At 69.7% G+C, this 25,189-nt stretch carries 26 protein-coding genes; 15 read left to right on the forward strand and 11 right to left on the reverse strand.

All coding sequences use genetic code 11. The features are described from left to right. The first annotated feature begins 52 nt into the window (after positions 1–52). The 8 genes from AVME950_RS15300 to AVME950_RS15335 are packed head-to-tail and all read left to right on the forward strand — an operon-like array spanning position 53 to position 9,038. Positions 53–1,528, forward strand: coding sequence for a UbiA family prenyltransferase (locus AVME950_RS15300; protein ID WP_284430471.1), 1,476 nt, complete (start codon positions 53–55; stop codon positions 1,526–1,528). Continuing rightward, a complete protein-coding gene (locus tag AVME950_RS15305) occupies positions 1,522–2,835 on the forward strand; it encodes an FAD-binding oxidoreductase (protein ID WP_284430472.1) in 1,314 nt (437 codons plus the stop codon). The genes AVME950_RS15300 and AVME950_RS15305 overlap by 7 nt, the downstream gene beginning before the upstream one ends. 43 nt (positions 2,836–2,878) lie before the next feature. Beyond that, positions 2,879–3,655, forward strand: a complete 777-nt coding sequence (locus AVME950_RS15310) for an SDR family NAD(P)-dependent oxidoreductase (protein WP_284430473.1) — start codon at positions 2,879–2,881, stop codon at positions 3,653–3,655. A 3-nt stretch (positions 3,656–3,658) separates the two neighbouring features. Beyond that, positions 3,659–5,368 (forward strand): hypothetical protein, encoded by a 1,710-nt coding sequence (locus AVME950_RS15315; protein ID WP_284430474.1) that lies wholly within the window; start codon positions 3,659–3,661, stop codon positions 5,366–5,368. 32 nt (positions 5,369–5,400) lie between these two features. Beyond that, entirely contained in the window at positions 5,401–6,339 is a 939-nt protein-coding gene (locus AVME950_RS15320; RefSeq protein WP_272566268.1) for an NAD-dependent epimerase/dehydratase family protein, read from the forward strand. After that, positions 6,339–7,679 (forward strand): NAD(P)/FAD-dependent oxidoreductase, encoded by a 1,341-nt coding sequence (locus tag AVME950_RS15325; RefSeq protein ID WP_284430475.1) that lies wholly within the window; start codon positions 6,339–6,341, stop codon positions 7,677–7,679. The genes AVME950_RS15320 and AVME950_RS15325 overlap by 1 nt, the downstream gene beginning before the upstream one ends. 7 nt (positions 7,680–7,686) lie before the next feature. After that, positions 7,687–8,097 carry a GtrA family protein gene (locus tag AVME950_RS15330; protein WP_284430476.1) on the forward strand — a complete coding sequence of 137 codons (411 nt, stop codon included), beginning with the start codon at positions 7,687–7,689 and terminating at the stop codon, positions 8,095–8,097. Continuing rightward, positions 8,094–9,038: a lysylphosphatidylglycerol synthase transmembrane domain-containing protein gene (locus AVME950_RS15335; protein ID WP_284430477.1), complete on the forward strand. Its 945-nt coding sequence runs from the start codon at positions 8,094–8,096 to the stop codon at positions 9,036–9,038. Before AVME950_RS15330 ends, AVME950_RS15335 begins: the two co-directional genes overlap by 4 nt. A gap of 18 nt (positions 9,039–9,056) precedes the next feature. Here AVME950_RS15335 and AVME950_RS15340 read toward each other — a convergent pair whose 3' ends face one another. From AVME950_RS15340 to mnmG, 8 genes are all read right to left on the reverse strand, one after another. After that, complete coding sequence (locus AVME950_RS15340; RefSeq protein WP_284430478.1) at positions 9,057–11,033, reverse strand: gamma-glutamyl-gamma-aminobutyrate hydrolase family protein; 1,977 nt, start codon at positions 11,031–11,033, stop codon at positions 9,057–9,059. A gap of 163 nt (positions 11,034–11,196) precedes the next feature. Next, complete coding sequence (locus AVME950_RS15345) at positions 11,197–12,117, reverse strand: ParB/RepB/Spo0J family partition protein (protein WP_284397235.1); 921 nt, start codon at positions 12,115–12,117, stop codon at positions 11,197–11,199. Positions 12,118–12,137: 20 nt separating this feature from the next. Next, on the reverse strand, positions 12,138–12,608 hold the full coding sequence (locus AVME950_RS15350; protein ID WP_284430479.1) for a hypothetical protein: 471 nt from the start codon (positions 12,606–12,608) through the stop codon (positions 12,138–12,140). A gap of 44 nt (positions 12,609–12,652) precedes the next feature. Beyond that, on the reverse strand, positions 12,653–13,189 hold the full coding sequence (locus tag AVME950_RS15355; RefSeq protein WP_284430480.1) for an RBBP9/YdeN family alpha/beta hydrolase: 537 nt from the start codon (positions 13,187–13,189) through the stop codon (positions 12,653–12,655). A 75-nt stretch (positions 13,190–13,264) separates the two neighbouring features. Then, entirely contained in the window at positions 13,265–14,035 is a 771-nt protein-coding gene (locus AVME950_RS15360; protein WP_284430481.1) for a ParA family protein, read from the reverse strand. Positions 14,036–14,057: 22 nt separating this feature from the next. Further along, positions 14,058–14,672, reverse strand: a complete 615-nt coding sequence (locus AVME950_RS15365) for a LysE family transporter (protein WP_284430482.1) — start codon at positions 14,670–14,672, stop codon at positions 14,058–14,060. Positions 14,673–14,702: 30 nt separating this feature from the next. Next, positions 14,703–15,401 (reverse strand): 16S rRNA (guanine(527)-N(7))-methyltransferase RsmG, encoded by a 699-nt coding sequence (gene rsmG / locus AVME950_RS15370; RefSeq protein WP_284430483.1) that lies wholly within the window; start codon positions 15,399–15,401, stop codon positions 14,703–14,705. Further along, a complete protein-coding gene (mnmG, locus tag AVME950_RS15375; RefSeq protein WP_284430484.1) occupies positions 15,398–17,404 on the reverse strand; it encodes a tRNA uridine-5-carboxymethylaminomethyl(34) synthesis enzyme MnmG in 2,007 nt (668 codons plus the stop codon). The genes rsmG and mnmG overlap by 4 nt, the downstream gene beginning before the upstream one ends. A 233-nt stretch (positions 17,405–17,637) precedes the next feature. Between mnmG and AVME950_RS15380 the strand changes: the two genes are divergently transcribed. The 3 genes from AVME950_RS15380 (at position 17,638) to gstA (ending at position 19,276) form a co-directional block, all read left to right on the forward strand. Next, positions 17,638–18,234: an NADPH-dependent FMN reductase gene (locus tag AVME950_RS15380; RefSeq protein WP_284430485.1), complete on the forward strand. Its 597-nt coding sequence runs from the start codon at positions 17,638–17,640 to the stop codon at positions 18,232–18,234. 85 nt (positions 18,235–18,319) lie between these two features. After that, entirely contained in the window at positions 18,320–18,628 is a 309-nt protein-coding gene (locus tag AVME950_RS15385) for a YkgJ family cysteine cluster protein (RefSeq protein WP_284430486.1), read from the forward strand. A gap of 39 nt (positions 18,629–18,667) precedes the next feature. Then, entirely contained in the window at positions 18,668–19,276 is a 609-nt protein-coding gene (gstA, locus tag AVME950_RS15390; protein ID WP_272566286.1) for a glutathione transferase GstA, read from the forward strand. Between the two features lie 44 nt (positions 19,277–19,320). Here gstA and AVME950_RS15395 read toward each other — a convergent pair whose 3' ends face one another. From AVME950_RS15395 to tauA, 3 genes are read right to left on the reverse strand one after another with little or no spacing between them, the layout of a single operon-like run. Continuing rightward, positions 19,321–20,190 carry an ABC transporter permease subunit gene (locus AVME950_RS15395; protein WP_284430487.1) on the reverse strand — a complete coding sequence of 290 codons (870 nt, stop codon included), beginning with the start codon at positions 20,188–20,190 and terminating at the stop codon, positions 19,321–19,323. A gap of 20 nt (positions 20,191–20,210) precedes the next feature. After that, the gene (locus AVME950_RS15400) at positions 20,211–21,032 is read right to left on the reverse strand and encodes a taurine ABC transporter ATP-binding protein (protein WP_502869419.1); all 822 of its coding nucleotides are present in this window, start codon (positions 21,030–21,032) and stop codon (positions 20,211–20,213) included. A 40-nt stretch (positions 21,033–21,072) separates the two neighbouring features. After that, a complete protein-coding gene (gene tauA / locus AVME950_RS15405; protein WP_284430488.1) occupies positions 21,073–22,107 on the reverse strand; it encodes a taurine ABC transporter substrate-binding protein in 1,035 nt (344 codons plus the stop codon). A 363-nt stretch (positions 22,108–22,470) separates the two neighbouring features. On the opposite strand from tauA, the gene AVME950_RS15410 reads away from it, so the two are divergent. From AVME950_RS15410 to AVME950_RS15425, 4 genes are all read left to right on the forward strand, one after another. Next, positions 22,471–23,595 (forward strand): alkene reductase, encoded by a 1,125-nt coding sequence (locus tag AVME950_RS15410; RefSeq protein ID WP_284430489.1) that lies wholly within the window; start codon positions 22,471–22,473, stop codon positions 23,593–23,595. A 99-nt stretch (positions 23,596–23,694) separates the two neighbouring features. Beyond that, positions 23,695–24,000 carry an NIPSNAP family protein gene (locus AVME950_RS15415; protein ID WP_272566289.1) on the forward strand — a complete coding sequence of 102 codons (306 nt, stop codon included), beginning with the start codon at positions 23,695–23,697 and terminating at the stop codon, positions 23,998–24,000. A gap of 121 nt (positions 24,001–24,121) precedes the next feature. Continuing rightward, positions 24,122–24,499 carry a hypothetical protein gene (locus AVME950_RS15420; RefSeq protein ID WP_284430490.1) on the forward strand — a complete coding sequence of 126 codons (378 nt, stop codon included), beginning with the start codon at positions 24,122–24,124 and terminating at the stop codon, positions 24,497–24,499. Further along, entirely contained in the window at positions 24,490–25,101 is a 612-nt protein-coding gene (locus tag AVME950_RS15425; RefSeq protein ID WP_284397281.1) for a hypothetical protein, read from the forward strand. Before AVME950_RS15420 ends, AVME950_RS15425 begins: the two co-directional genes overlap by 10 nt. The last annotated feature ends 88 nt before the right edge of the window (positions 25,102–25,189 follow it).

The following is a 25,189-nucleotide window of genomic DNA, read 5'->3' on the forward strand; positions in this document are numbered from 1 at the left end:
CGTTACCAATGCGCCGCGCCTCCCCATCACGCCATCCCACCAAAGGTTCCTTTTGCGCCCGCCCCTCGATTCGTCCCTGCCCATCCCGGGCCCGTCTTCGGAACCGCCCCTGGTGGTGGACCTGGACGGCACGCTCATCCTGACGGACATGCTGCACGAATCGTCGCTGCAGCTGCTGCGGGACGGGCCGTGGCGCGCGCTGGCCCTGCCCGTGTGGCTGGCGCGGGGCAAGGCGGCGCTCAAGCAGGAGATCGGGCAGCGGGTGCAGATGGACGTGGCCACGCTGCCCTACAACGTGCCGTTCGTGCAGTGGCTGCGCAACCAGCACGCGGCCGGGCGGCGCACCGTGCTGTGCACGGCCTCCGACCGCTCGGTGGCGCAGGCCATCGCCGCCCACCTGGGGTGCTTCGACCAGGTGATGGCCAGCGATGGCGCCACCAACCTCGCCGGGCGGGCCAAGGCCGCCGCGCTGGTGCAAGCCTTTGGCGAGCGCGGCTTCGACTACGCCGGCAACTCGCAGGCGGACGTGCCGGTGTGGCAGGCCGCGCGCTCGGCCATCGTGGTCAACGCCTCGGGGGCCGTCACCCGGCGGGCCGAGGCCCACGGCAACGTGGTGGAACGCTTTCCCCGCGAGCCCGCGGGCCTCAAGCCCTGGCGCAAGGCCCTGCGGCTGCACCAGTGGCTCAAGAACCTGCTGCTGTTCGTGCCGCTGGTGGCCGCCCACCGCGTGGCCGACGGCGAGGCCTGGGGCCTCCTGCTGGTGGCCTTCCTGGCCTTCAGCCTGTGCGCCTCGTCGGTCTACGTGGCCAACGACCTGCTCGATCTGGAGAGCGACCGCCGGCACCCGCGCAAGCGCCTGCGGCCCTTCGCCTCGGGCGCGCTGGCCGCCTGGCAGGGCGTGGCCCTGGTGCCGGTGCTCACGGCGGCGAGCTTCGCGCTGGCCTGGCAGGTGGGCCCGGGGTTCTTCGGCTGGCTGCTGGGGTACTTCGCCATCACCTGGGCGTATTCGCTCGCGCTCAAGCGCTGGGTGCTGGTCGATTGCATCGCGCTCGCGGTGCTCTACACGCTGCGCATCGTGGCGGGCGCCTATGCCATCACGCAGCCGCTGTCGTTCTGGCTGCTGGCGTTCTCGGGCTTTCTCTTCCTGTCGCTGGCCTTCGTCAAGCGCTATGCCGAGCTGATGGTGCAGCAGGCCGCGGGCAAGACGCAGGCGCACGGGCGCGGCTACCTCACCTCGGACGCACCCATCGTGCAGAACCTGGGCATCGCCGCCGGCTACACGGCCGTGGTGGTGCTGGCGCTGTACCTCAACAGCGAATCGGTGCTGCTGATGTACCGCGCGCCGGAGATGATCTGGGCCGCCGTGCCCGTGATGGTGTTCTGGGTGAGCTGGATGTGGCTGCGCGCGGTGCGCGGGCAGATGCATGACGACCCGCTGGTCTTCGCCTTCAAGGACCGCGCCAGCCTGGCCGCGGGCGCGCTGTTCAGCCTGGCGATGGTCGCCGCCGCCCTGGGACTGCCGTGGTAGCCGTACGCTCCTGGGGCCGCCTGAGCGCCGACGACCACGATCTGCGCATCCTGGCCGAACGGCCGCTGGCGCACCTGCCACGCGAGCCCGGCCAGCACGGGCTGGCGTTCGGCATGGGCCGCAGCTACGGCGACGTGTGCCTGAACCCCGGCGGCGCGCTGTGGTCGCTGCGCGGGCTGGACCGCTTCATCGCCTGGGACGAAGCCACCGGCGACCTGACCTGCGAGGCCGGCATGCTGCTGCGCGACATCCAGCGCACCTTCGTGCCGCGCGGCTGGATGCTGCCCGTGACCCCGGGCACCCAATTGGCCACCGTGGGCGGCGCCATCGCCAACGACGTGCACGGCAAGAACCACCATGTGCAGGGCTCCTTCGGCGACCACGTGCAGGAACTGCGGCTGCTGCGCACCGACGGGCTGTCGATCCGCTGCGGCCCCCAGCTGCACCCCGACTGGTTCGCCGCCACGGTGGGCGGCCTGGGCCTGACCGGCGTGGTCACGCAGGCCACGCTGCGGCTGCGGCGGGTGCCCGGCGCGTGGCTGGACACCGAGACCCTGCCCTACGGGTCGCTGGGCGAGTTCTTCGCCCTGGCCGATGCCTCCGAGGCGGGCTGGGAACACACCGTCTCGTGGATCGACTGCCTCTCGGGCGCCCGGGCCGGCGGCACGCGCGGCATCTTCCTGCGCGCCAATGCCGCCGCGCCCGAATCCCAGCACGGCCCCGCCCCGAAGGACCGCCAGCGCACCGTGCCGTTCGCGCCGCCCGTCTCGCTCGTCAACCGCCTGAGCCTGCGCCCTTTCAACGCGGCGTACTACCACCTGAACCGCCGCCGCGCCGGCCGCGCGCTGCAGCACTACGAACCGTTCTCCTACCCGCTGGACAACCTGCAGGAATGGAACCGCATCTACGGCCGCCGGGGCTTCTACCAGTACCAGTGCGTGGTGCCCCGCCCGCACGGCCCCGATGCCGTGGGCGCCCTGCTGCGCGAGATCACCGCGTCGGGCCAGGGCAGCTTCCTGGGCGTGCTCAAGACCTTCGGCGACCGCGAATCGGTGGGCCTGCTGAGCTTTCCGCAGCCGGGCGTCACGCTGGCGCTCGACTTTCCCAACCTCGGCGAGCGCACGCTGCGGCTGTTCGACCGGCTCGATGCCGTCGTGGCCGAGGCCGGCGGGCGCCTGTACCCCGCCAAGGACGCGCGCATGCCGCGCGCCCTGTTCGAGGCCGGCTACCCGAAGCTCCCCCAATTCCTTCCGTACCGCGACCCGAACATCCGGTCCGCGATGTCGCGGCGCCTGATGGGCGACTGACCTGCGGCTTTTTCTCCAATACAAGAACGAACTCACCGCTAACATGCAGAACAACAACAACGCCAGCAACGCACCGCAGACCCTCGTGATCGTCGGCGCCACGTCGCTGATCGCGCAGCACTGCGCGCGCCAATGGCTGCAGGCCGGCGGCATCGGCCGCGTGGTGCTCGTGGGCCGCGACGCGGCCCGCCTGCAGGGCGTGGCCGACGACCTGCAGGTGCGCCAGCCCCAGGCCCGCATCGACGTGATGGCCGGCGACGTGACGCAGGCGGCCTCCATCACCGCGCTGGTGCAGCACCTGGTGGCGCAGGGCGTGCCGGACACCGTGCTCATCGCCCACGGCAGCCTGCCCGACCAGGCCCGGTGCCAGGGCGACCTGGCCAGCGCCGAGCAGGCCATGGCCGTCAACGGCCTGTCGCCCGCGCTGTGCGCGGAGGCGTTCGCCGGCGCGATGCAGGTGGCGGGGCGGGGCACGATCGGCATCATCGGTTCGGTGGCCGGCGACCGCGGCCGCAAATCCAACTACGTGTACGGCGCCGCCAAGGGCCTGGTGGAGCGCTATGCCGAAGGCCTGCAGCACCGCCTGGCGGGCTCGGGCGTGAAGGTGGTGCTCATCAAGCCGGGCCCCACCGACACGCCGATGACGGCGCACCTCAAGGCGCGCGGCGCCAAGCTCGCCAGCGTGGAGCAGGTGGCCCAGGCCGTGGTGCGCGGCATGGCCCGCGGCACGCCCGTGGTGTATGCCCCGGCGAAATGGGCGCTCATCATGGCCGTGATCCGCAACCTGCCGCGCGCGGTATTCCACAAGATGGACATCTGAGCCATGCCATGGACCCCTGAACGCCGCCGCCTCTGGGCGGCGGTGGCCCTTGCGGGCTATGCCACGCTCTTTGCCCTGGCGACGGCCGTGGCGGCCTGGCGCACCTTCACGTCCGTGCCGATCTGGGACATGTGGGGCGCACTGGAGTTCTATGCCGATGTGCGCGATGGCGCCGGCTGGCAGGCCTGGTGGCGGCTCTTCAACGAGCACCGCCTCGTGCTGTCCAAGGCCCTGTTCTGGATGGAATACCGCTGGTTCGGCGGCACCCAGGCCTTCCTGATCGCGGTCAACTACCTGCTGGTGGCGGGCAGCATCGCCACTTTCTGGGCCTTCCTGAAGGCGCGCCTGGGGCCGATGACCCGCACGGCGTCGGTGGCGGCGCTGGCGCTGCTGTCCGTCTGGCTGCTGTCGTGGGTGCAGCAGGAAAACCTCACCTGGGCATTCCAGAGCCAGTTCTTCCTGGCCCAGTGGCTGCCGCTGGCCGGGCTGTACTGCCTGTACCGCGCCACGCAGGCGCCGCAGGACGTGGGCTGGTTCGCCGGCGGCTGCGCACTGGGCGTGCTGAGCATCGGCACCATGGCCAACGGCATCATGGCGCTGCCCATGATGGCGCTCTACGCCGCCGTGGCGCGCATGGGCTGGCGCCGCGTGGCGCTGCTGGCGCTGCTGGGCGCCGCGGGCATCGGCGTGTACATGGCGGACTTCGCCGCGCCGACGCCCCGGCCCGGCCTGCTGGCCATGCTGCAGAGCCGGCCGCTGGGCCTGCTGCAGTACACGCTGCAGTACCTGGGCAGCCCGTTCCAGCACCTGGCGCGCAAGATGGAGACGATGTGGATCAGCCAGGCCTTCGGCGTGCTGTTCACCATGCTGGCGCTGGCCCGCCTGGTGCCCGCGCTGCGCGCCCCGCGCACGCACGCGCTGGAGCTGTCGCTGCTCACCTTCGTGGCCTTCGTGGCGGGCATCGCCTTCGCCACCGCCAGCGGCCGGCTGCAGTTCAGCATGGAGGGCTCGCTGGCCAGCCGCTACACCACGCCCACGATGATGGCCTGGGCCGCCCTGGGCGTGCTGTACGCCCCGCGCGTGCTGGCCCTGCGCGGCCTCGCGCGCGCCGGTGCCGCCGTGCTGCTGGTGGCGGTGCTGGCGCAGATGCTGTCGGTGCAGCTGCGCGAGACCCGGCGCAGCGATGTCGCGCACCTGCGCATGACCGGCGCGCTTGCGCTGGCGATGGGCGTGCACGACGAGCGGCGCATCGGCATGCTGATCTGGGACCGGGCCCTGGGCGAGCGCATCGTCGCCAAGGCCCGCCAGCAGGGCCACTCGATCTTCGGTCGGCCGCCGCTCGCCGACGCCGCCACGGCCCTGGGCTCGCACACCGACGTGCCGCCCGCCCGCTGCACGGCCTTCGTGGACTGGGTGCAGCGCGTGCCCGGCGACCCGCGCTTTGTCTCGGTGAGCGGCGCGCTGCTGCCCTCCGAAGGCGATGCGCCGCCGCCATCGATGCGCCTCGTCGCGCCCGATGGCACCGTGGTGGGCCTGGGCGTGCCCCACCGCTGGCGCAAGCTGAGCGCGCCGGGCGGCCCCCATGCGCCCGCACGCTACCTGACCTTCACCGCCTACCTGCAGGCCGCGCCCGAGGCGCTGCCCACCGCCGTGACCCTGACCGCACCCGGCACCGACTGCTCGGTGGCCCTGCAGATACCGGCGCCGCAGTGAGCGCCCCGAACCCGCCGAGAAAAACCAACACCATGAAGAACGCCAAAATCATCCTGCCGGGAGGCGCCGGCCTCGTGGGCCAGAACCTCGTGGCCCACCTGAAGCTGCACGGCTACCACAACCTCGTCGTGCTGGACAAGCACGCGAGCAACCTCGCCATCCTGCGCCAGGTGCACCCCGACATCGTGGCCGAGGACGCCGACCTGGCCGAGCCCGGCGCGTGGGAGCGCCACTTCGAGGGCGCGGACGTGGTGGTCATGCTGCAGGCGCAGATCGGCGCGCCGCAGGCCGACCCGTTCGTGCGCAACAACCTCACCTCCACCGGCCGCATCCTCGATCTGATCCAGCGCCACCGCATCCCGCAGACCGTGCACATCAGCTCCTCGGTGGTCGAGTCGGTCGCCCAGGACCACTACACCGAGACCAAGCGCGCGCAGGAAAAGATGGTGCTGGACAGCGGCATTCCCTGCGTGGTGCTGCGGCCCACGCTGATGTTCGGCTGGTTCGACCGCAAGCACCTGGGCTGGCTGTCGCGCTTCATGCGCAAGGTGCCGGTGTTCCCCATTCCGGGCAGCGGCCGCTACATGCGCCAGCCGCTGTACGCGGCGGACTTCTGCCGCATCATCGTGCGCTGCATCGAGGAGCGCCGCGTGGGCGGCGTGTTCAACATCACGGGGCTGGAGAAGGTGGACTACATCGACATCATTCGCCAGATCAAGGCCGCCACGGGCGCGGGCGCCTGGATCGTGAAGATCCCCTACGGCCTTTTCTACCTGCTGCTCAAGGTGTGGGCGCTGTTCGACAAGGACCCGCCGTTCACCGCCGACCAGCTCAAGGCGCTGGTGGCCCACGACGAGTTCGAGGTGATCGACTGGCCCGGCATCTTCGGCGTGCGCGCCACGCCCTTCGCCGAGGCCATCCACGAAACCTTCAACCACCCGGAATACAGCCGCGTGGTGCTGGAGTTCTGATGAGCGCGCAGACCCCCCCTCCTTCCGCATCCACGGCCGCCGCGCCGGGCCAGCGCATCGCCGTGCTGGGCGCCGGCCCCATGGGCCTGGCCGTGGCCTACCAGCTCGCGCGCGACGGCCACCGGCCCGTGGTGTTTGAAGCCGACGACCGCGTGGGCGGCATGACCGCGATGTTCGACTTCGACGGCCTGCCCATCGAGCGCTACTACCACTTCCACTGCACCTCCGACCACGCCTTCCTGCAGATGCTCGACGAACTGGGGCTTTCGGACCGGATGCGCTGGCGCGCCACGCGCATGGGCTACTGGTTCCAAAAGCGCCTGCAGCCCTGGGGCAACCCGGTGGCGCTGCTGCGCTTTCAGGGTCTGGGCCTGGTCGCCAAGTTCCGCTATGGCCTGCACGCGTTCCTGTCCACGAAGCGCACCGACTGGAAGCCGCTCGACGGCGAAGAGGCCACGGGCTGGATCCGCCGCTGGGTGGGCAAGGAGGCCTACGAGGTGCTGTGGCGGCGCCTGTTCGACTACAAGTTCTACGACCATGCCGGCAACCTGTCCGCCGCGTGGATCTGGAGCCGCATCCGCCGCATCGGCCGCTCGCGCTACAGCCTGATGCGCGAAAAGCTCGGCCACCTCGACGGCGGCTCGGCCACGCTGCTGGACGGCATGGTGGCCGACATCCAGCGCCACGGCGGCGAGATCCGCCTGTCCACGCCCGTCACCCGCGTGCGCATGGACGCCACGCGCGTGCAGGGCGTGGAGACCGCGCAGGGCTTCGAGGCCTTCGACAAGGTGGTGAGCACCATTCCCCTGCCCTACGTGCCGCGCACCATGCCCGACCTCCCGCCCGCGCTGCTGGCGCAGTACGGCGCGCTGCAGAACATCGCCGTGGTCTGCGTGATCGCCAAGCTGCGCCAGCCGCTGACCGAGAACTTCTGGCTCAACGTGAACGATCCGGACATGGACATTCCCGGCCTGGTCGAATACAGCAACCTGCGCCCGCTGGCGGAGTCGGTGGTGTATGTGCCGTTCTACATGCCCGGCGAGCACCCCAAGTTCGCCGAGCCCGACGCGGCCTTCCTCGACAAGGTGCGCCGCTACCTGAAGGCCATCAACCCGAAGCTGCAGGACAGCGACTTCCTGGCCCTGCGCGCCAGCCGCTACCGCTACGCCCAGCCTATCTGCCCGCCCAACTACCTGGACAGCCTGCCGCCCGTGCAGCTGCCCGTGCGCGGCCTGTGGGTGGCCGACACGTCCTACTACTACCCCGAGGACCGCGGCATCTCCGAGAGCATCGGCTTCGGGCGCCAGATGGCCGCGCAGGCGGCCGCGGCACCCGTCTAGGCCCCGCATGATCGCGCAGTTCCGCTCCCGGCAGTTCGTGGCCTTCCTGGTGACCGGCGGCTTGGCCGCGCTCGCCAACTTCATCGCGCGCATCGTGCTCAACCAGTGGATGCCGTTTTCCTACGCCGTGGTGCTGGCCTACGGCGTGGGCATGGTCACGGCCTTCCTGCTGGCGCGCGCCTTCGTGTTCCAGGGCAGCCAGCAGTCGGTGCGCAAGTCCGCCGCGTTCTTCGTGCTGGTGAACCTGGTGGCGGTGGCGCAGACCTGGGCCGTGAGCCTGCTGCTGGCGCGCCAGGTGCTGCCCGCCCTGGGCGTGACCGCCTTCGTGCCCGAGATCGCCCATGCCGTGGGCGTGGCCGTGCCGGTGTTCACGAGCTACCTGGGCCACAAGCGCTGGTCCTTCGCCGACCGCGCATGAAGCCCGGCCACGCCGTCGCCGCGGCCGGGGCCTGCACGGCGGCCTACGTGGCCGCCCTGGTGTGGGCCGACGCGCGCAACCAGGTCTTCGCGCAACTGCCGCAGGTGCTCGCCTGGATGCCCTCGATGGCGGCGATCGCCTTCGCCTCCTACCTGCTGCGCTACCTGCGCTGGCGCTGGCTGCTGGCCCGCGCAGGGCACGCCGTGCCCTGGGGTGCGGGATTTCTGGCCTACCTCTCGGGCTTCGCCTTCACTGCGACCCCCGGCAAGGTGGGCGAGCTGGTGCGTGTGCGCTACTTCGCGCGCGCCGGCGTGCCGGCGGCGCGCACCGTCTCGGCTTTCGTGTACGAGCGCGCGTTCGACCTGCTGTGCGTGGTGCTGCTGGCGGCGCTGGCCATCCCCGCCCTGCCGCTGTTCGCGGTGCTGGTGGCGTTCGTGGCGGGCATGATCGGCGCCGTCGTGCTGGTGGCGGCACGGCCCGCATGGCTGCTGCGCGGTGCCGCCCGGCTGCGCCGCCGCGGCTGGCCGCGACTGTCGCGTGCGGTGCGGGCCCTGGCGCTGGGATTGGCCGGCTGCAGGGCGTGGCTGCACCCGCTGGATTGGGGGCTTTCGCTGGGCCTGGGCCTGGCCGCATGGGGCCTGGTGGCGCTGTCGTTCGCCTGGCTGCTGCACGGGCTGGGCATCGGCCTGCCCTGGCGCGATGCCGCCTCCCTGTACCCCACCGCCATGCTGGCCGGCGCCGCGTCCATGCTGCCGGCCGGCATCGGCACCACCGAGGCCACCCTGGTCGCCCTGCTGGCGCTGCACGCCGTGCCGCTGGGCCTGGCCACGCTGGCGGCCGTGGGCATCCGCGTGGCCACGCTGTGGTTCGCCGTGCTGTGCGGCTTCGTGGCCATCGGGGTGCTGGAGCGCCGGCGCGCGCCGGGCGACGCCGGCAGGTGAGCGCGCTGGCGCGGTGCGTCAGCCAATGGCCGGCTCTGCTGCCGGCTCCACGGGCCGCAGCTTCGCACGCCCCTCCGCCAGCGCCTCGGCCGTGATGGCGGCCTTGTGGCGGTGCGCGGTCGCCGCGTCCGACAGGATCTTCCACAGCGCATCGTTGCCAGGCGACATGTGGTCCAGGATGCCGCTGGCGATCAGGTCGGCCGGGTTCTGCAAGCCCGACGTCTGCGCTCCAGGCCGCGTATAGCCCGCCCCCAGTTGCTCCAGTTCCGTGTTGGACAACGGCCGGGCCTCGCCGCCCCCGGCCGTCGATCCGTCGAAGAACTCGGGGTGGAACTGCAAGCCGATCAGCGGCGCGCGCGGCTGGGACGATTCGACCGCCATGATGGCCCGCCAGGCGGTCTCGCCCCCTTCCGAGGGAATGGTCCGGCGCAGCGAGGTGCTCAGGTGCGGCCGGCCCTCCGGTGGGTCGATCACGGCCTGGTGGTGATAGACGGCCGCGCGGATGCCTTGCAGCGCTGTGCCGAAGACGCCGACGCCGTTCTCCGCGACCTCGGTGGCCCGCGCCTGCCCGGCTTCTTCGCCCTGGTCGTTGCCGAGCGTGCGGACGCCGACCTGGTGCCCCACGTGCTGCTGCAGCGCCGCGCCGAAAAATACATTGGTCATCTGAAAGCCCCGGCAGATCGCCATCAAGGGCACGCCGCGGTGAAAGCACTGGTGCAGCAGACCCATTTCGAGCACGGACCGGCGGTAGTCGCCCTTCCAGTCCGTCTGCGGCTCGGCCTGCTGGTTGTACAGGCGGGGCGAAATATCTTCGCCGCCAGGCAGCACGACGGAGTCCACGTGCCGGGCCAGGATCTCGGCCTTGGCCAGGATCTGCGCGATCTTCGGCAGGGCTTCGGGGTTCGCCAGGGCATCGATCACGAGGCGCTGCGGCAAGGATTGGTCGCTGCCCGGCTGCGAGGCCAGATGTTCGAGGTGCGCCTCGACCTCCGCATCCACCGCCTTCGCCTGCAGCGAGGCGGCCCGCATCTCGACCCGCAGAGGCAAGGTGCCCGCCACCGCCTCGAGCTTGGCAACCACGCGCGGGACGGTGATGCCCCGCGAGTCATGGGAGACCAGCGTGGCCGTGGTGGGCCGGGTGAGGCCGACGGTCGCATTGGACACCGCGTCGATGGTGAAGCGCCCCTTCGTGCCCAGGAACAAGGTGTCGGTCAGGACGGACGGTCCTTGGGTGGCGGACGCTTCGATCCGCGTACCCTCGGCCACCGAGGTGCTGAGGAAGTGCGTGCCGGGCATCTTCACGCCCGCGAACACGCAATCGCCCGTCAGTTGCGCATCCTCGAAACTGCAGAGGTGCAGCTCGCTGTCTTCGAAGCGAACGCCGCTCAGTTCCGCGTGCAGGAACATCGTCTCCTCGAATTCGCAGCGCTTGAAAGCGGTGTTGCGCAGCGAGGCGTCCGCCAATGACACGCTTTCGAACCGGCAGCTTTCGAACCGGCTGCCTTCGATGTGCGTGTCGGCCAGGGAGCTGGCATCGAACTGGCAGCGCTTGAAATCCACGCCCGAGAGATCCCACCCCCGCAGGGCCGGATCACCTTCGGCCCACTGCACGCCTTCCAACACGTGGGAATGGCCCGCGGCGGCCAATGCGGCCGCGAGCGACGGCTTGCTGCGGCCTGCCGCATCCGAGGCGCCCGCCGGCGCATCGGCCACGGCCTGCAGGAGCCGGTGCAGCAAGGCGGTGTCCGCCGCGCCCACGGCGAGCGGGGCCTTTGGCGGTACGGACGGGCCCGCGCCGGTCGGCAGCGCCGACAGCGGCACGCGCGATCGCACGGTCTCGGCGCCCGGGGAACGGGGTTGCCTGGCCGCCAGGTCCGGATGGCCCGAGGGCCCCGCCGCAGCGGGCCCGCTTTTGCCGATGGCCGGTGCGCCATCGGCCCCGGTGGATTCGGGCTGCCGGTGTTTCACCTCGGCAGCGTTCACTGTCACTTTCATTGGTATGCACCTCCCTGTCCGCCGGCCTCCCTGCGCGGCCCAACGCCACCAGTGGAGCCATGCCGACGGGGCGCCGATTCTGAACAGGGATCGCGCCCGCGCAAAGCGCGGATTTCGCATATCGACCAACGCAATGCGCTGGTGCCGTGCGGCAGGGAGAGCGTCAGCCCCGCAGGCGCTCGATCAGGCCGTTGAGCGCCTCGATCGAGCCGAACTGGATCGCCAGCTCGCCCATCTCCTCGGTGCGGCTGCCACGCTTGACGCGCTTTTTGACCCGCACCTCGACCTCGGCCATGAGCAGGTCGGACAGTTCCTCCTCCACCCGCTTGAGGTCGCGCGACTTGGCGTCCTTCTTGGGCTTTTGGGGCACCAGGCTGAACTCGGCGCCGATCTTCTTGACCAGGGCCTCGGCCTCGCGCACCGACAGCTTCTTGGCCGCGATCTGGTTGCCCGCCGTGATCTGCGCCGCCCGGTCCAGCGACAGCAGCGCGCGCGCATGGCCCATGTCGATGTCGCCGGCCATCAGCATCGTCTGCACCGGATCGGCCAGGTTCAGCAGGCGCAGCAGGTTGCTGGCGGCGCTGCGCGAGCGGCCCACGGCCTGCGCGGCCTGCTCGTGCGTGAGACCGAATTCCTTGACCAGGCGCGACAGGCCCTGCGCCTCTTCGAGCGGGTTCAGGTCCTCGCGCTGGATGTTCTCGATGAGGGCCATGGCGGCGGCCGACTCGTCGGGCACGTCGCGCACCAGCACCGGCACCTCGGCCAGGCCCGCCAGCCGCGCGGCCCGAAAGCGCCGCTCGCCGGCGATGATCTCGTAGCGGCCCGCATGATCGCCCTGCGCCAGCCGGCGCACCAGGATCGGCTGCATGATGCCCTGCGCCTTGATCGACTCGGCCAGCTCGTACAGCGCGCCCTCGTCCATGCGCGTGCGGGGCTGGTACATGCCGGGCACCATGTCGGCCAGGGCCAGCGTGGTGGGAGTGCCTTCGGGCGGCGGCGGAGCGGCATCGCCCTTTTCCGCGACCTTGGGGCCCAGCAATGCTTCCAGGCCGCGGCCGAGGCCCTTGGGTTTCTTGGTGACCATGTTGTCGTTCCTCGTACAAATCAAAAAGGGGGGCGGATGCCGTGCGGATCGGACCCGCGGCGGCGGGCAAGGCGCCGGTTCAGCCAGCGCCGCTGGCCCCAGAAAAGCCCTGCGAACGCCAGCAGCACCCACAGCCAGTTCCCCTGCGAAAACCCTGGCTGGCCGTGACGAACCGGCAGGCCCGTGGCCTCTACCGCCATGGCCACTTCAAGCGCCGTGAGCAGGGCCACCGCCGCAGACAGCCACAGCGGTGCAGGCGGTGTGGCGGCCGACCCGGGCGTTCCCCGCCGCGCCGCGAACCGCAGGAACACCCCGAGCGCGATCACGGCCAGCACGGCGGCGGCGAACAGCTTGCCGGTGAACACCATGACCGGAACCCCGGCCAGGCTCAGCAGGCCCACGCCGCACTCCGCGGCCACCTGGAGGCTGGACGCCACGCCCGCCTTGAGCCGTGCGATCCAGGAAAGCGGCGTGGCACGGGCCTGAGGCACGGGCCTCGGCCCTTCGGCCGAGGCGCCCGGGGGCTGTCGCCGCATCACCGCGACAGGGCCTCCAGCCAGCCGTGGCCTTGCGCCCAGTCCCCTAGGCCCGACTCGGCATTGATGTGGCCGAGCGCGCCGGCATCGACGAAGCGCGCGCCCCAGTCGTGGCCCAGCCCCTGCACGCGCTCGAAGCTGCAATAGGGGTCGTTGCGGCTGCCCACCAGCACGGCGGGGAACGGCAACGGCTGGCGCGCGATGGGGGCCCAGCCGGGCAGCAGGGGCGCGATATCGGGATGCTCCACGTCGCCGGGGGCCACCAGCAGCGCGCCGCGCACCCGGTGGGCATTCTTCGAATGCGCCGCCCACCAGGCGGTGAGGATGCAGCCCAGGCTGTGCGCCACCAGCACCACGGGGCCGCCGGCGTCCACCACCACCTCTTCCAGGCGGGCGGACCAGTCGCCGCGCAGCGGGTGCATCCAGTCGTGCTGCTCCACGCGCCGGTAGCCGTGCAGGCGCTCCCAGCGGCTTTGCCAGTGGTCTTCCCCGGAGTTCTGCCAACCGGGCAGCAGCAGCACGTTGTCTGGTTTCATACTATGTTTTTGATAGCAAAGAGGGCAATGAATCCGACGGCATGAGGGCGATCTGGCACTCAAACCCGCTGCGGCCTACATGCGCTTGACGCGCTTGACCATCTCGCGGGCGAAGTCCACGAACGCCTGGCTGCCCTTGGCGGACGGGTCGAACACCACGCCGGGCAGACCGTAGCTCGGTGCCTCGGCCAGGCGCACGTTGCGCGGGATCACCGTGTTGAACACCTTGTCGCCGAAGTGGTCCTTGAGCTGCTCGCTCACCTGGCTTTGCAGCGTGATGCGCGGGTCGAACATCACGCGCAGCAGGCCGATGATCTGCAGGTCCTTGTTCAGGTTGGCGTGCACCTGCTTGATGGTGTTGACCAGATCGGTCAGCCCCTCCAGCGCGAAATACTCGCACTGCATGGGCACGATGACGCCGTGGGCGCAGCACAGGCCGTTCAGGGTCAGCATGCTCAAGGACGGCGGGCAGTCGATGAGGATGAAGTCGTAGTCCTTGTCCACCTCGGCGAGGGCTGCCTTCAGGCGCCGCTCGCGGTGCTCCAGGGCCACCAGTTCGACCTCGGCACCGGCCAGTTCGCGGTTGGCGCCCAGCACGTGGTAGCCGCACTTTTCCGACAGCACCGCCGCCTCCTTGACGGAAGACGACTCCAGCAGCACGTCGTACACCGTCAGCTCCAGCGCGCGCTTGTCCACGCCCGAGCCCATGGTGGCATTGCCCTGCGGGTCCAGGTCGACCATCAGCACCCGCTGGTCGATCTTGGCCAGCCCCGCGGCCAGGTTGACGGAGGTCGTGGTCTTGCCCACCCCACCCTTCTGATTGGCAATGCAAAAAATCTTGGCCATGACTGCTTTCGTTTCGCGGAAATTATTTGGAGAGGGCCAGCTTGATGCCGAAGCCGATGAGGAAGACGCCGGCGATCTTCTCCAGCCCGCGCGCGACCTTCGGGTTGGCGCGCATGCGCTCGGCCAGGCGGTGGGTCAGCAGCACGACGACGAGGCCGTACAGGAAGGTGAGCACCGCGATGGTGGCCGCCATGGCGCCGAAGGTCAGCAGGCCCTGGTGGCGCGCCGGGTCCACGAACAACGGGAAGAACGCCATGTAGAACACGATGGCCTTGGGATTGAGCAGCGTGATCCACGCCGCCTGCTGGAAGTAGTGCCGGGGCTCGATGTGGAGCACCGGCTGACCGCCGGGCCGTGCGGTCAGCATCTTGAAGCCCAGCCACGCCAGGTAGGCCGCGCCCAGCCACTGCACGGCATGGAAGGCCGCCGGGTACGAGGCCAGCAGCGCGGCGACGCCCGCCACCGCCATCCACATCAGCACCTGGTCGCCGGCCATCACGCCCAGCGTGGCGGCCAGGCCGGCGCGCACGCCGCCCTTGCTGGTGGAGGTGATGAGCGCCAGGTTGCCGGGGCCGGGAATGGCGAGGAACAACACGATGGCTGCGACGAACGCGCCGTAATCTGCTACGCCAAACATGAAAGCCCCCCGAAAACTGGAGGAGCGAGTTTAAGCGACGGCCGGCGGCGCACCCGCCGGGCGCCGCATCCAGACGATGCAGCGCTCGGCATCCAGGCCGGGCACGGCGAGAGGTTCCACGTGAAACACCTGCACGCCCGCCGGCAGCGCGGCGATCTCGTCATCGGGCCGCTTGCCCTTCATGGCCAGCCATACGGCGTGCCCTGCCATGGCGCCGCTCGACCAGGTGGTGAAGTCCGGCAGCGAGGCGAAGGCGCGGCAGCTCACCAGATCGTACGGCCCGGCCAGGGTCTCGACCCGGGCGTGGATGCCGTGCAGGTTGGGCAGGCGCAGCGTCACGGCGGCCTGCTGGATGAACGCCGCCTTCTTGGCCACGGTGTCCACGCAACTCACGTCCAGGCCCGGGCAGCAGATGGCGAACACCACGCCAGGCAACCCGCCGCCCGAGCCCACGTCCAGCAGCCGGGGCGGCAGCGCGGGGTTGGCATCCAGGTCCGCCGGCACCTGCGCCAGCTGGCGGCGCAGCGGCGGCACCGCCGCCAGGCTGTCCAGCAGGTGGTGGGTGAGCATCTCCTGCGGGTCGCGCACGGCCGTCAGGTTGTAGACCTTGTTCCACTTCTGCAGCAGCGCCAGGAAATCCATCAACTGGCCGATCTGTGCGCTGCCGAGCCCCAGCCCCAGGGCCTGCGCGCCTTCGGCCAGCGTGTCCTGCAAAGCCTGCGCGGTCATGCGGGCACCTCGGCTGTGGCAGGCGTGGCGCTGAAGCCCTTGAAACCGCCCTTCTTCAAATGCACCAGCAGCAGCGAGATCGCGGCGGGCGTCACGCCCGAGATGCGCGAGGCCTGGCCCAGGGTTTCCGGACGGTGCTTCTGCAGCTTTTGGCGCACCTCGATGGACAGGGCCGGCACCTGGAGGTAGTCCAACTCGGCGGGCAGGCGCAGGGTTTCGAAATGGGCGGCGCGCTGCACTTCGTCCTTTTGTCGGTCGATGTAGCCGGAGTATTTGGCGGCGATCTCCACCTGCTCCACCACCGGGTCGGCCAGCTCACCGAGTGTTTCACGTGAAACGTCCGGCGACGCCAGCCGGCCACCGTCCATGCCCATGAGCGTGGCGTAGTCCACTTCCGGACGTCGCAACAGGTCGAACAGGTTGTATTCGTGCTCGATGGCTTTGCCCAGCACCCGCGCCGACTCCTCGGCCGACAGGCTGCGGGGGTTCACCCAGGTGGCCTTGAGACGCTCTGTTTCACGTGAAACCGCATCGCGCTTGCGGCTGAAGGCATCCCACCGCGCATCGTCCACCAGGCCCAGCTGACGACCGGCCTCGGTCAAGCGCATGTCCGCGTTGTCCTCGCGCAGCTGCAGGCGGAACTCGGCCCGGCTGGTGAACATCCGGTAGGGCTCGGTCACCCCCTTGGTGATGAGGTCGTCCACCATCACACCCAGGTAGGCCTCGTCCCGCCGCGGCAGCCAGGCGCCGCCGAAATCGTTGGCCTCGCCCTTGATCTGGCGGCACTGCAGCGCGGCATTGATGCCGGCGAACAACCCCTGCGCCGCGGCCTCTTCATAGCCTGTGGTGCCGTTGATCTGACCGGCGAAGAACAGGCCCTGTACCTGGCGCGTCTCGAACGTGCTCTTGAGCGAGCGCGGGTCGAAGTAGTCGTACTCGATGGCGTAGCCGGGGCGCAGGATGTGCGCATTCTGCAGCCCCGCCATGCTGCGCACCAGGTCGTACTGGATGTCGAATGGCAGGCTGGTGCTGATGCCGTTGGGGTAGAACTCGTGCGTGGTCAGGCCTTCGGGCTCCAGGAAGATCTGGTGGCTGTCCTTGTCGGCGAACCGGTTGATCTTGTCTTCCACGCTCGGGCAGTAGCGCGGGCCGACGCCCTCGATCTTGCCGGTGAACATCGGGCTGCGGTCGAAGCCGCTGCGGATGATGTCGTGCGTGCGCTCGTTGGTGTGGGTCATCCAGCACGGCATCTGGCGCGGGTGCATCGCCGCCCCGCCGTGCGCATGCGCCATGAAGCTGAACACCGGCACCGTGCCCTCGTTCACGCCGCCGGGCATGCCGTCGCCGGGCTGCTCCTCGCATTGGGAAAAGTCGATGCTGCGGCCGTCGATGCGCGGCGGCGTGCCGGTCTTCAGGCGCCCCTGCGGCAGCTTCAGTTCCTTCAAGCGGGCCGACAGGCTGGCGGCCGGCGGGTCGCCCGCCCGGCCGGCGGCGTAGTTGTTCAGGCCCACATGGATCTTGCCGTCCAGGAAGGTGCCGGCCGTGAGCACCACGGTGCGGCTGCGAAACCGCAGGCCCACCTGCGTGACGGCACCCACCACGCGGTCGCCCTCCACCATCAGATCGTCCACCGCCTGCTGGAACAGCCACAGGTTGGGCTGGTTCTCCAGCATGCGGCGGATGGCGGCCTTGTACAGGATGCGGTCGGCCTGCGCGCGAGTGGCCCGCACGGCCGGGCCCTTGGAACTGTTGAGGATGCGGAACTGGATGCCACCCTCGTCCGTGGCCAGCGCCATGGCACCGCCCAGCGCATCCACTTCCTTGACCAGATGGCCCTTGCCGATGCCGCCGATGGAGGGGTTGCAGCTCATCTGCCCCAGCGTCTCGATGTTGTGCGTGAGCAGCAGCGTGCGCTGGCCCATGCGCGCGGCGGCCAGCGCGGCCTCGGTGCCGGCATGGCCGCCACCGACGACGATGACATCAAATTCCTGAGGGTACAACATGGGACTGCTCCGGGGCCCCGCGGGGCCGTTCATCGATTCGATCGCCGCCGCAGGGCGCGGGGCGTGCCCGGCAGGAACGGCGCCGAAGGCCGGCCCTGGCAGGCTGGAAAACCCGTGATTTTCCCACTTCGGGCCCGCCCCTGCCACCGGTGCTGTTTCACGTGGAACAGGTGCCTTGCAACAACGGGTTTCTTGCAGGTTTCCTGCCCCGCCGATGTGCTTCAATCGCGGCCATGCAAAAACTCCTCGTCTTCGCGGGCAGTACCCGCCAGCAATCGTTCAACCGCCGTCTCGCCCGCGCCACCGCCGACATCGCGCGCGATGCCGGGGCCGATGTGACGCTGCTCGAACTGTCGGACTTCGACATCCCCATGTACAACGCCGACCTGGAAGCCGCCGGCACCCCGCCCGACGTGCTGCGCCTGAAGGCCGCGCTGGATGCCCACCCGGGCTGGATCATCTGCTCGCCCGAGTACAACGGCAGCTACACCGCCCTGCTCAAGAACACCATCGACTGGGCCTCCAGCCCCGTGGCCGGCCACCCGGTGTGGAGCGACGGCACCCGCCCCTTCCGCGGCAAGGTGGTGGGCATGCTGAGCGCCTCCAACGGCGGCCTGGGCGGCCTGCGCTCGCAGAGCCACCTGGCGCCCCTGCTCATCAACCTGGAGTGCTGGGTGGCCCCGCAGGCCTTCGCCCTGGGCCTGGCGGCCAGCGCCCTGGACGACCAGGGCGCCCTGGCACACGAGCCGCACCGCCAGCGCGTGCGCGCCGTGGTGGACCAGGTGCTGTGGGCGGCCGACCGGCTGGCCATGCCGGGCCTGCCTGCTTGAGGCAGGCCACCCAGGGATATGGCCCGAACGGTGCCGCACCGCAATATCCACTAGGGCATTTAGCTATTATTTCGATAGCAAATCAATGGCAGATGCAGTCGTGACGGCCTGCCGGCCCGGCTGCGGCGCCTGCTGCACGGCCCCCTCGATCACCAGCCCGATCCCCGGCATGCCCCAGGGCAAGCCGGCAGGCGTGCGCTGCATCCAGCTGGACGATGTGCAGCGCTGCCGCATCTTCGGCCACCCGGAGCGCCCGGCCGTGTGCGGCTCGCTGCAGCCCGAGCCGGCCATGTGCGGGCCGGACCGGGCCCATGCCCTGCACTACCTGGGCCAGCTGGAGGCGGTCACGCGCCCGGCGCCCCGGCCTTCAGCGGCCCCGGCCGCTTCCAGCTAGCATGCAGAGCTTGTCCAACACCACACCTTCGGGTCATCCATGAAGCTCTACTACAGCCCCGGCGCCTGCTCGCTCTCCCCCCACATCGCCCTGCACGAAGCGGGCCTGGCCTTCACCCCCGTGCTGGCCAGCACCAAGAGCCACAAGCTGCAGGACGGCACGGACTACTACACGATCAACCCGCTGGGCTACGTGCCCCTGCTGGAGCTGGACGACGGCACCCGCCTGCGCGAAGGCCCGGCCATCGTGCAATACATCGCCGACCAGGCCCCCCTCAAGAACCTGGCCCCCGCCAACGGCACCCTGGCCCGCTACCGCCTGCAGGAATGGCTGACCTTCATCGGCACCGAACTTCACAAGGGCTTCAGCCCCCTGTTCGGCACGTCCACGCCCGAGGAATACAAGACCACCGTGCGCGAAAAACTCCTGTCGCGCCTGCAGTGGGTGGACAGCCAGCTCGACGGCAAGGAATGGCTCATGGGCGAGCATTTCTCGGTGGCCGACGGCTACCTGTTCACCGTCGTCGGCTGGGGCAAGGTGGTGGGCCTGGACACGTCCCACCTGACCCACCTGTCGGCCCACCACGCCCGCGTGGGCGCCCGCCCTGCGGTGCAGGCGGCCCTCAAGGCCGAAGGCCTGCTCAAGTAAGCCAGACCAACGGCGGGGGTCGGGCGTGCCTTCGGTGCCTGGATTCAGGCACGCCCCTTCCACGGCACCAGCCGCGCCTCGGTCCAGCGTACGGCCAGGTCGAAGGACCAGGCCACCAGGCCGATCACCAGAATGCCCATCACCACCAGGTCGGTGCGCAGGAAGTTCGAGGCGTTGAGCACCATCTGCCCCACGCCCACGGTGGCGGCCACCATCTCCGCCGCCACCAGCGTCGTCCAGCCAAAGCCCAGGGCGATGCGCAGGCCCACCAGGATCTCCGGCAGCGCCGCCGGCACCACCACATGCCACACCACCTGCAGGCGGCTCGCCCCCAGCGAGGCCGCGGCATTGAGCTGCTCGGTGCTGGCGCTGCGCACGCCGGCCTTGGCCGCCAGGGCGATGGGCGCGAAGCACGCCAGGTAGATCAGCAGCACCTTCGAGGCTTCGTCGATGCCCAGCCAGATCACGATGAGCGGCAGGTAGGCCAGGGGCGGCAGGGGCCGGTAGAACTCGATCGGCGGGTCGAACACCCCGCGCGCGATGCGGCTCACCCCCATGGCGATGCCGACCGGCACGGCCGTCACCGCGGCCAGCGCGAACGCGCCGAATACGCGCAGGGCGCTCCACTGCAGGTGCACCCACAGCGGCTCGCCACCCTGGATCCGCCCGTGCCAGGCATCGAAGAACGCCCGCGCCACGGCGCTCGGCGCCGGCAGGAACAGCGGCGGCACCCAGCGCCAGTGCGTGGCGGCCCACCACAGGGCCAGCAGCGCCACGACGCACAGGGCGCTCAAGGCCCGGCTGCTGCCCGCACCGGGGCGCAGGAAGGGCGACACGGGGCGCACCGTGGCCGGATCAGGCTCCGGGACGGGGGGCCGCAGCGCCGCGTCCTGCGGAGCCGCCGGCTGACCCATTCCCCCACCCATTCCCCCACTCATGCCCCCGCCCCCACCGGCCCGGGCACCCCGGCCTGCGGTCCCACCCAATCCAGCACCCGCTCGCGCCAGGCGATGAAGTCCGGGCTGGATTTCACCGCGCGCGCCGCCTGGCCGCCCAGGTGGGCGCGGTTGAACGCCAGGGCCTGCTCGCGCACGATGCGGCCCGGGCGGGGAGACATCACCACCAGGCGCGAGGCGAGGAACAGCGCCTCCTCCACGTCGTGGGTGATGAAGAAAATGGTCTTGCCCGTGCGCTGCCACAGCCGCAGCACCAGTTCCTGCAGCGATTCGCGCGTGAAGGCGTCGAGCGCGCCCATCGGCTCGTCCATCAGCATCACGTCCGGGTCGCTGGCCAGCACGCGGGCAATGCCCACGCGCTGCTGCATGCCGCCCGACAGCTGCCACACGGGCGCCTGGGCGAACGCCTCCAGCCTCACCAGGGCCAGCGTCTCGGCCGCCACCGCCCGGCGCGTTCCACGTGGAACACCGCGCAGCCGCAGGCCCAGCGCCACGTTGTCGATCACGTTGAGCCAGGGCATCAGCGCATGCTTTTGGAAGACCACGCCGCGCTCGGCCCCCGGCCCGCGCACCACGCGCCCGCCCAGCGCGATGTGTCCCGCCGAGGCCGGCGTGAATCCGGCAATGCAGTTGAGCAGCGTGGTCTTGCCGCAGCCCGATGCGCCCAGGGCGACGACGAATTCGCCCGCGGCGATGTCCAGGTCCACGCCGGCGAGCGCCAGCACCGGCGCGGCCCCGCGCGCCCCGGCGTAGCGCACGCTCAGGCCGCGGATGACCAGATCGCCCGCGCCATGGGCCACGGGCGGCAAGGCCGCAGGGTCTTCGCCCGCGGCCGGCAGGCTACTTCGCACGCTGCACCCAGGTGGGGTTCACGCCCACCGAATAGTCCGGCAGCACGGCCTGGATGGTGCCCTGCTCTTTCAGGAAGGCGGCCGTGGCGGCCAGCGACTGCGCCGCCACCGACTGCGCGCCGCCGCCCAGCCATTTCGGTGAGGCCTGCTCGGCCGGCGGCACGAAGGCATACAGCGTCAGGCTGGCAGGCACCGTGGGCGCCTCGGCGCCGGTCCACTTGGCCACCGCCTGGACCTGGGGCGAATCGGCCGTCCAGGCGGCCTTCTGGGCCGTGTACGCGCGGTCGGCATCGGCCAGCACCTGTACGAACTGGGTCAGGAAGGCATCGTGCTCGCGCGCGAACGGCCTGGACACGGCCAGCGCGTCGAACGTGGCCTTGCCGGTCTGCGCGGCGATCTGGCCCGAGGTGGCGATCACCGTGCCGCTTTGCTTGGCCTTGGCCAGCACCGGGTCCCACACGAACGTGGCGTCGATGTCGCCGCGCTCCCACGCCGCCAGGATCTCGGGCGGGCGCAGGTTCACGATCTTCACGCCCTTGGGGTCCACGCCCGCCGACTGCAGCGCCACCAGCGTGTGGAAGTGCGTGGTCGAGACGAACGGCAGGCCGATCTTCTTGCCCTTCAAGTCCGCCAGCTGCTTCACGCCCGAGCCGTTGCGGGCCACCAGGGCCTCGGCCTCATGGATGTCGTCCAGGATCCAGAACACCTCGATGGGCACGCCCTGCGACAACGCCGAGGCGAACGGTGAAGACCCCGCCTCGCCGATGTGGATCGCACCGGAGGCCAGTGCGCGCACCACCTCGGCCCCGCTGCCCAGCTTGCGGTAGGTGACCTGGTAGCCCGTGCGCTTTTCGACCTCCCGGGTCTCCTGCGCATAGCGCCACGGCACGACCATGTCCTGGTAGCCGATCACCACCTCCTTCTTGCCCTGCGCCCCGGCCGCCGCGCAGAACAAGGTGGCGCCCAGCAGGGCGGAAAGGCCGCGCACGGCGGCCCTGCGGGTGGCGGAGAACGGGGATTGCATGGGAGGTTCCTTGGAGCAAAAGAGAGGGGCACCCCCAACGGGCAGCCCCTGGGGCGCAGGGTGCGCGGGCCGGGCCGTCGATGGGCCCTTGCGCAAAATTCTAGGAACCGGCCCCCGCGCCGCATGCGCCCGTTTCGCGCATCGATATCCGGAAAACGCATCAGCGCGCCGCCGCACGCCTGCGGCGCGCGGGGGGCGCCGCCGCCGCTAGCACAGTCGGCAAATCCTTGGGGTCGCCAGTGCACTGCAGCCTTCGGGAAATGGCGGTAAGTTCGTGTCCCTGGCTTGGAACGGGCCCGGCCCCGCGCCACCCCGGAGCCCAGGCCCCGTTTTTTCCTGTCCCTCCAAAGAAAGCACCCTGTCATGACGACTCTCTTCGACCCGGTCCAGGCCGGCGATCTGCACCTGGCCAACCGCATTGCCATGGCGCCGCTCACGCGCAACCGCTCGCCCGAGGCCATCCCGAAGGACATCACGGCCACCTACTACGCCCAGCGCGCCACCGCCGGCCTGCTCATCACCGAAGCCACCGCCATCAGCCACCAGGGCCAGGGCTATGCCGACGTGCCGGGCCTGTACGGCACCGAGCAGCTCGATGGCTGGAAGCGCGTGACCGAGGCCGTGCACGCACGCGGCGGCAAGATCGTGACCCAGCTGTGGCACGTGGGCCGCATCTCGCACAACGACCTGCAGCCGGACGGCGGCAAGCCCGTGGCCCCATCGGCCATCACCGCCAAGTCCAAGACCTACCTGGTGGACCGCGCGACCGGCAAGGGCCAGTTCGTGCCCACGTCCGAGCCCCGCGCGCTCGATGCGGGCGAGCTGCCCGGCATCCTGCACGACTACGCCGCCGCCGCGCGCAACGCGGTCGAGACGGCGGGCTTCGACGGTGTGGAGATCCACGGGGCCAACGGCTACCTGCTGGACCAGTTCCTCAAGACCGGCGCCAACCAGCGCACGGACGACTACGGCGGCAGCATCGAAAACCGTGCCCGCCTGCTGCTGGAGGCCACGCGCGCCGCGGTCGATGCCATCGGCGGCGGCAAGGTGGGCATCCGCCTGTCGCCCGTGACGCCGGCCAACGACATCGCCGATGCCGACCCGCAGCCCCTGTTCGACTACGTGATCCGCCAGCTGGCACCACTGGGCCTGGCCTACATCCATGTGATCGAAGGCGCCACCGGCGGTCCGCGCGAAGTGGAAGGCCGCCCCTTCGACTACGCCGCGCTCAAGGCCGCCTACCGCGCGGCCGGCGGCAAGGGCGCGTGGATGGTGAACAACGCCTACGACGGCGCCCTCGCCACCCAGGCGGTGGCCAGCGGCGATGCCGACATCGTCGCCTTCGGCAAGCCCTTCATCTCCAACCCGGACCTGGTCGAGCGCCTGCGCCAGAACGCACCGCTCAACGCATGGGACCAAAGCACGTTCTACGGCGGCGGCGAGAAGGGCTACACCGACTACCCCACGCTGGCGGAAAAGGCCGCCTGACGCGCGCCGCAGCGTAAAGTGCCCGCTGGCACGGCCCGCCACGGCTCCGAAGGCCCGGCGGGCTTTTTTTCGTCCCCTTTTTTTCACGGCACCTTCCCCATGGTCACCTGCTACCTGCGCTACGTCATCGACCCCCACCAGCTCGCCGAATTCGAGCACTACGGCAAGCTCTGGATCCCGCTGGTGGAAAAATTCGGCGGCCAGCACCACGGCTATTTCCTGCCGTCCGAAGGCGCGAACAACATCGCGCTGGCGCTGTTCACCTTTCCCTCGCTGGCGGCGTACGAGACCTACCGCGCGCAGTCGATGCAGGACCCGGAATGCCTCGCCGCCTTCCGCTACGCGCAGGAAACGCGCTGCATCCTGAGCTACGAGCGCAGCTTCTTCCGGCCCGTTTTCGAATGATGGGTACGGAGCTTGATATTTAGTTACGTCATTTTGCAATTTTGAAGACTGCGTGCATCCGAACCTATTTATATTTCGTTCCGCTTGACAGAATTCAAACGCATTCAAAGGAAGGTTTTCCATGTCCAACGCCGTTCCCAAGGGCGACGCTGCTGAAAAATCGCAGGATGAACTCAGGGCGATGATCGAATCGTTCTTCCGGTTCGCTAATGTCCAATTGAACTGGGACGGCACCGTCAACGACGGCGTGGCCCTCGTGTTCCACCAGATGCTGTTGGCAACCGCCAAATGTTCCAACGCGATGTCTTTCGTTCCCCGCCCCGCAGGAGGGCCCCCTTCCGTGCTATGGCTTGCCACCCAATTGGCAGCCATGGGCTACCGGAACATCGAGAACAAATTCAACTTGGCTTGTGCCAGAAAAGCCATTGGCAATTTCCGCTCCCCTTTTGAAATGGCATCCATGGGCATCGCGGCCCTGATGTTCATGCCATGCGCCTGAAGCCGCTTCTTTTCTGCGCACTGCTGCATGCATCGCTGGCCGGCCCCGCCTTCGCCAGCGAGAAGGGCATGCTGGAAGACCGCGATTGGCCACCCTACCAGCGTTGCTCCGGATGCGTGGCCTTGCAGTACGGGTGGCTGGAACTGAAAGTTCCCCAGCATCTGGTGGGCAAGTTCTTCGTACCGCCGGCGGGCGACCCTTTCATCGCTTTCGCGCCCACTGAAAATGGCTTGCTTGACGGCCCCCTAATTCAACTGAAGGAGTTCACCAAGCTGCAAGAGCTTTACCAGAAGCTCGGCGTGCTGGAAAAGCATGGCATCCAGACACCGCTGGCGTTCTACGAATTGCTGGGGCAGGCCAATTTGGGCGATCCCGTGATCGACCGGGCCCGCAAGGTCGAGGGCGTTGCGAATTCAGTGCGCTACGAGAAGTTTTCCAAGGGCCCCATCACCGCCATCCGCATCCAGGACATAGAGCCCAGCCGGGATCTTCTGTACATCTTCACCCCCGATCCCGAGCACTACTACATGGTGTCCGGGCGCTTGTCGCCCGCGCTGTTCAGGCAACTGATGTCGCATCTGAAAGTGGTCAAGTTTCCCTGATCCGTAGGGGTGGAGGCTGCGCGCATCCCGGCACAGCCGCTGCACTCACCAAAATCGCGCGAGGAACTCAAAGCCATGATCGACTCGT

The organism is Acidovorax sp. SUPP950 (assembly GCF_030158935.1).
Classification (GTDB): domain Bacteria; phylum Pseudomonadota; class Gammaproteobacteria; order Burkholderiales; family Burkholderiaceae_C; genus Paracidovorax.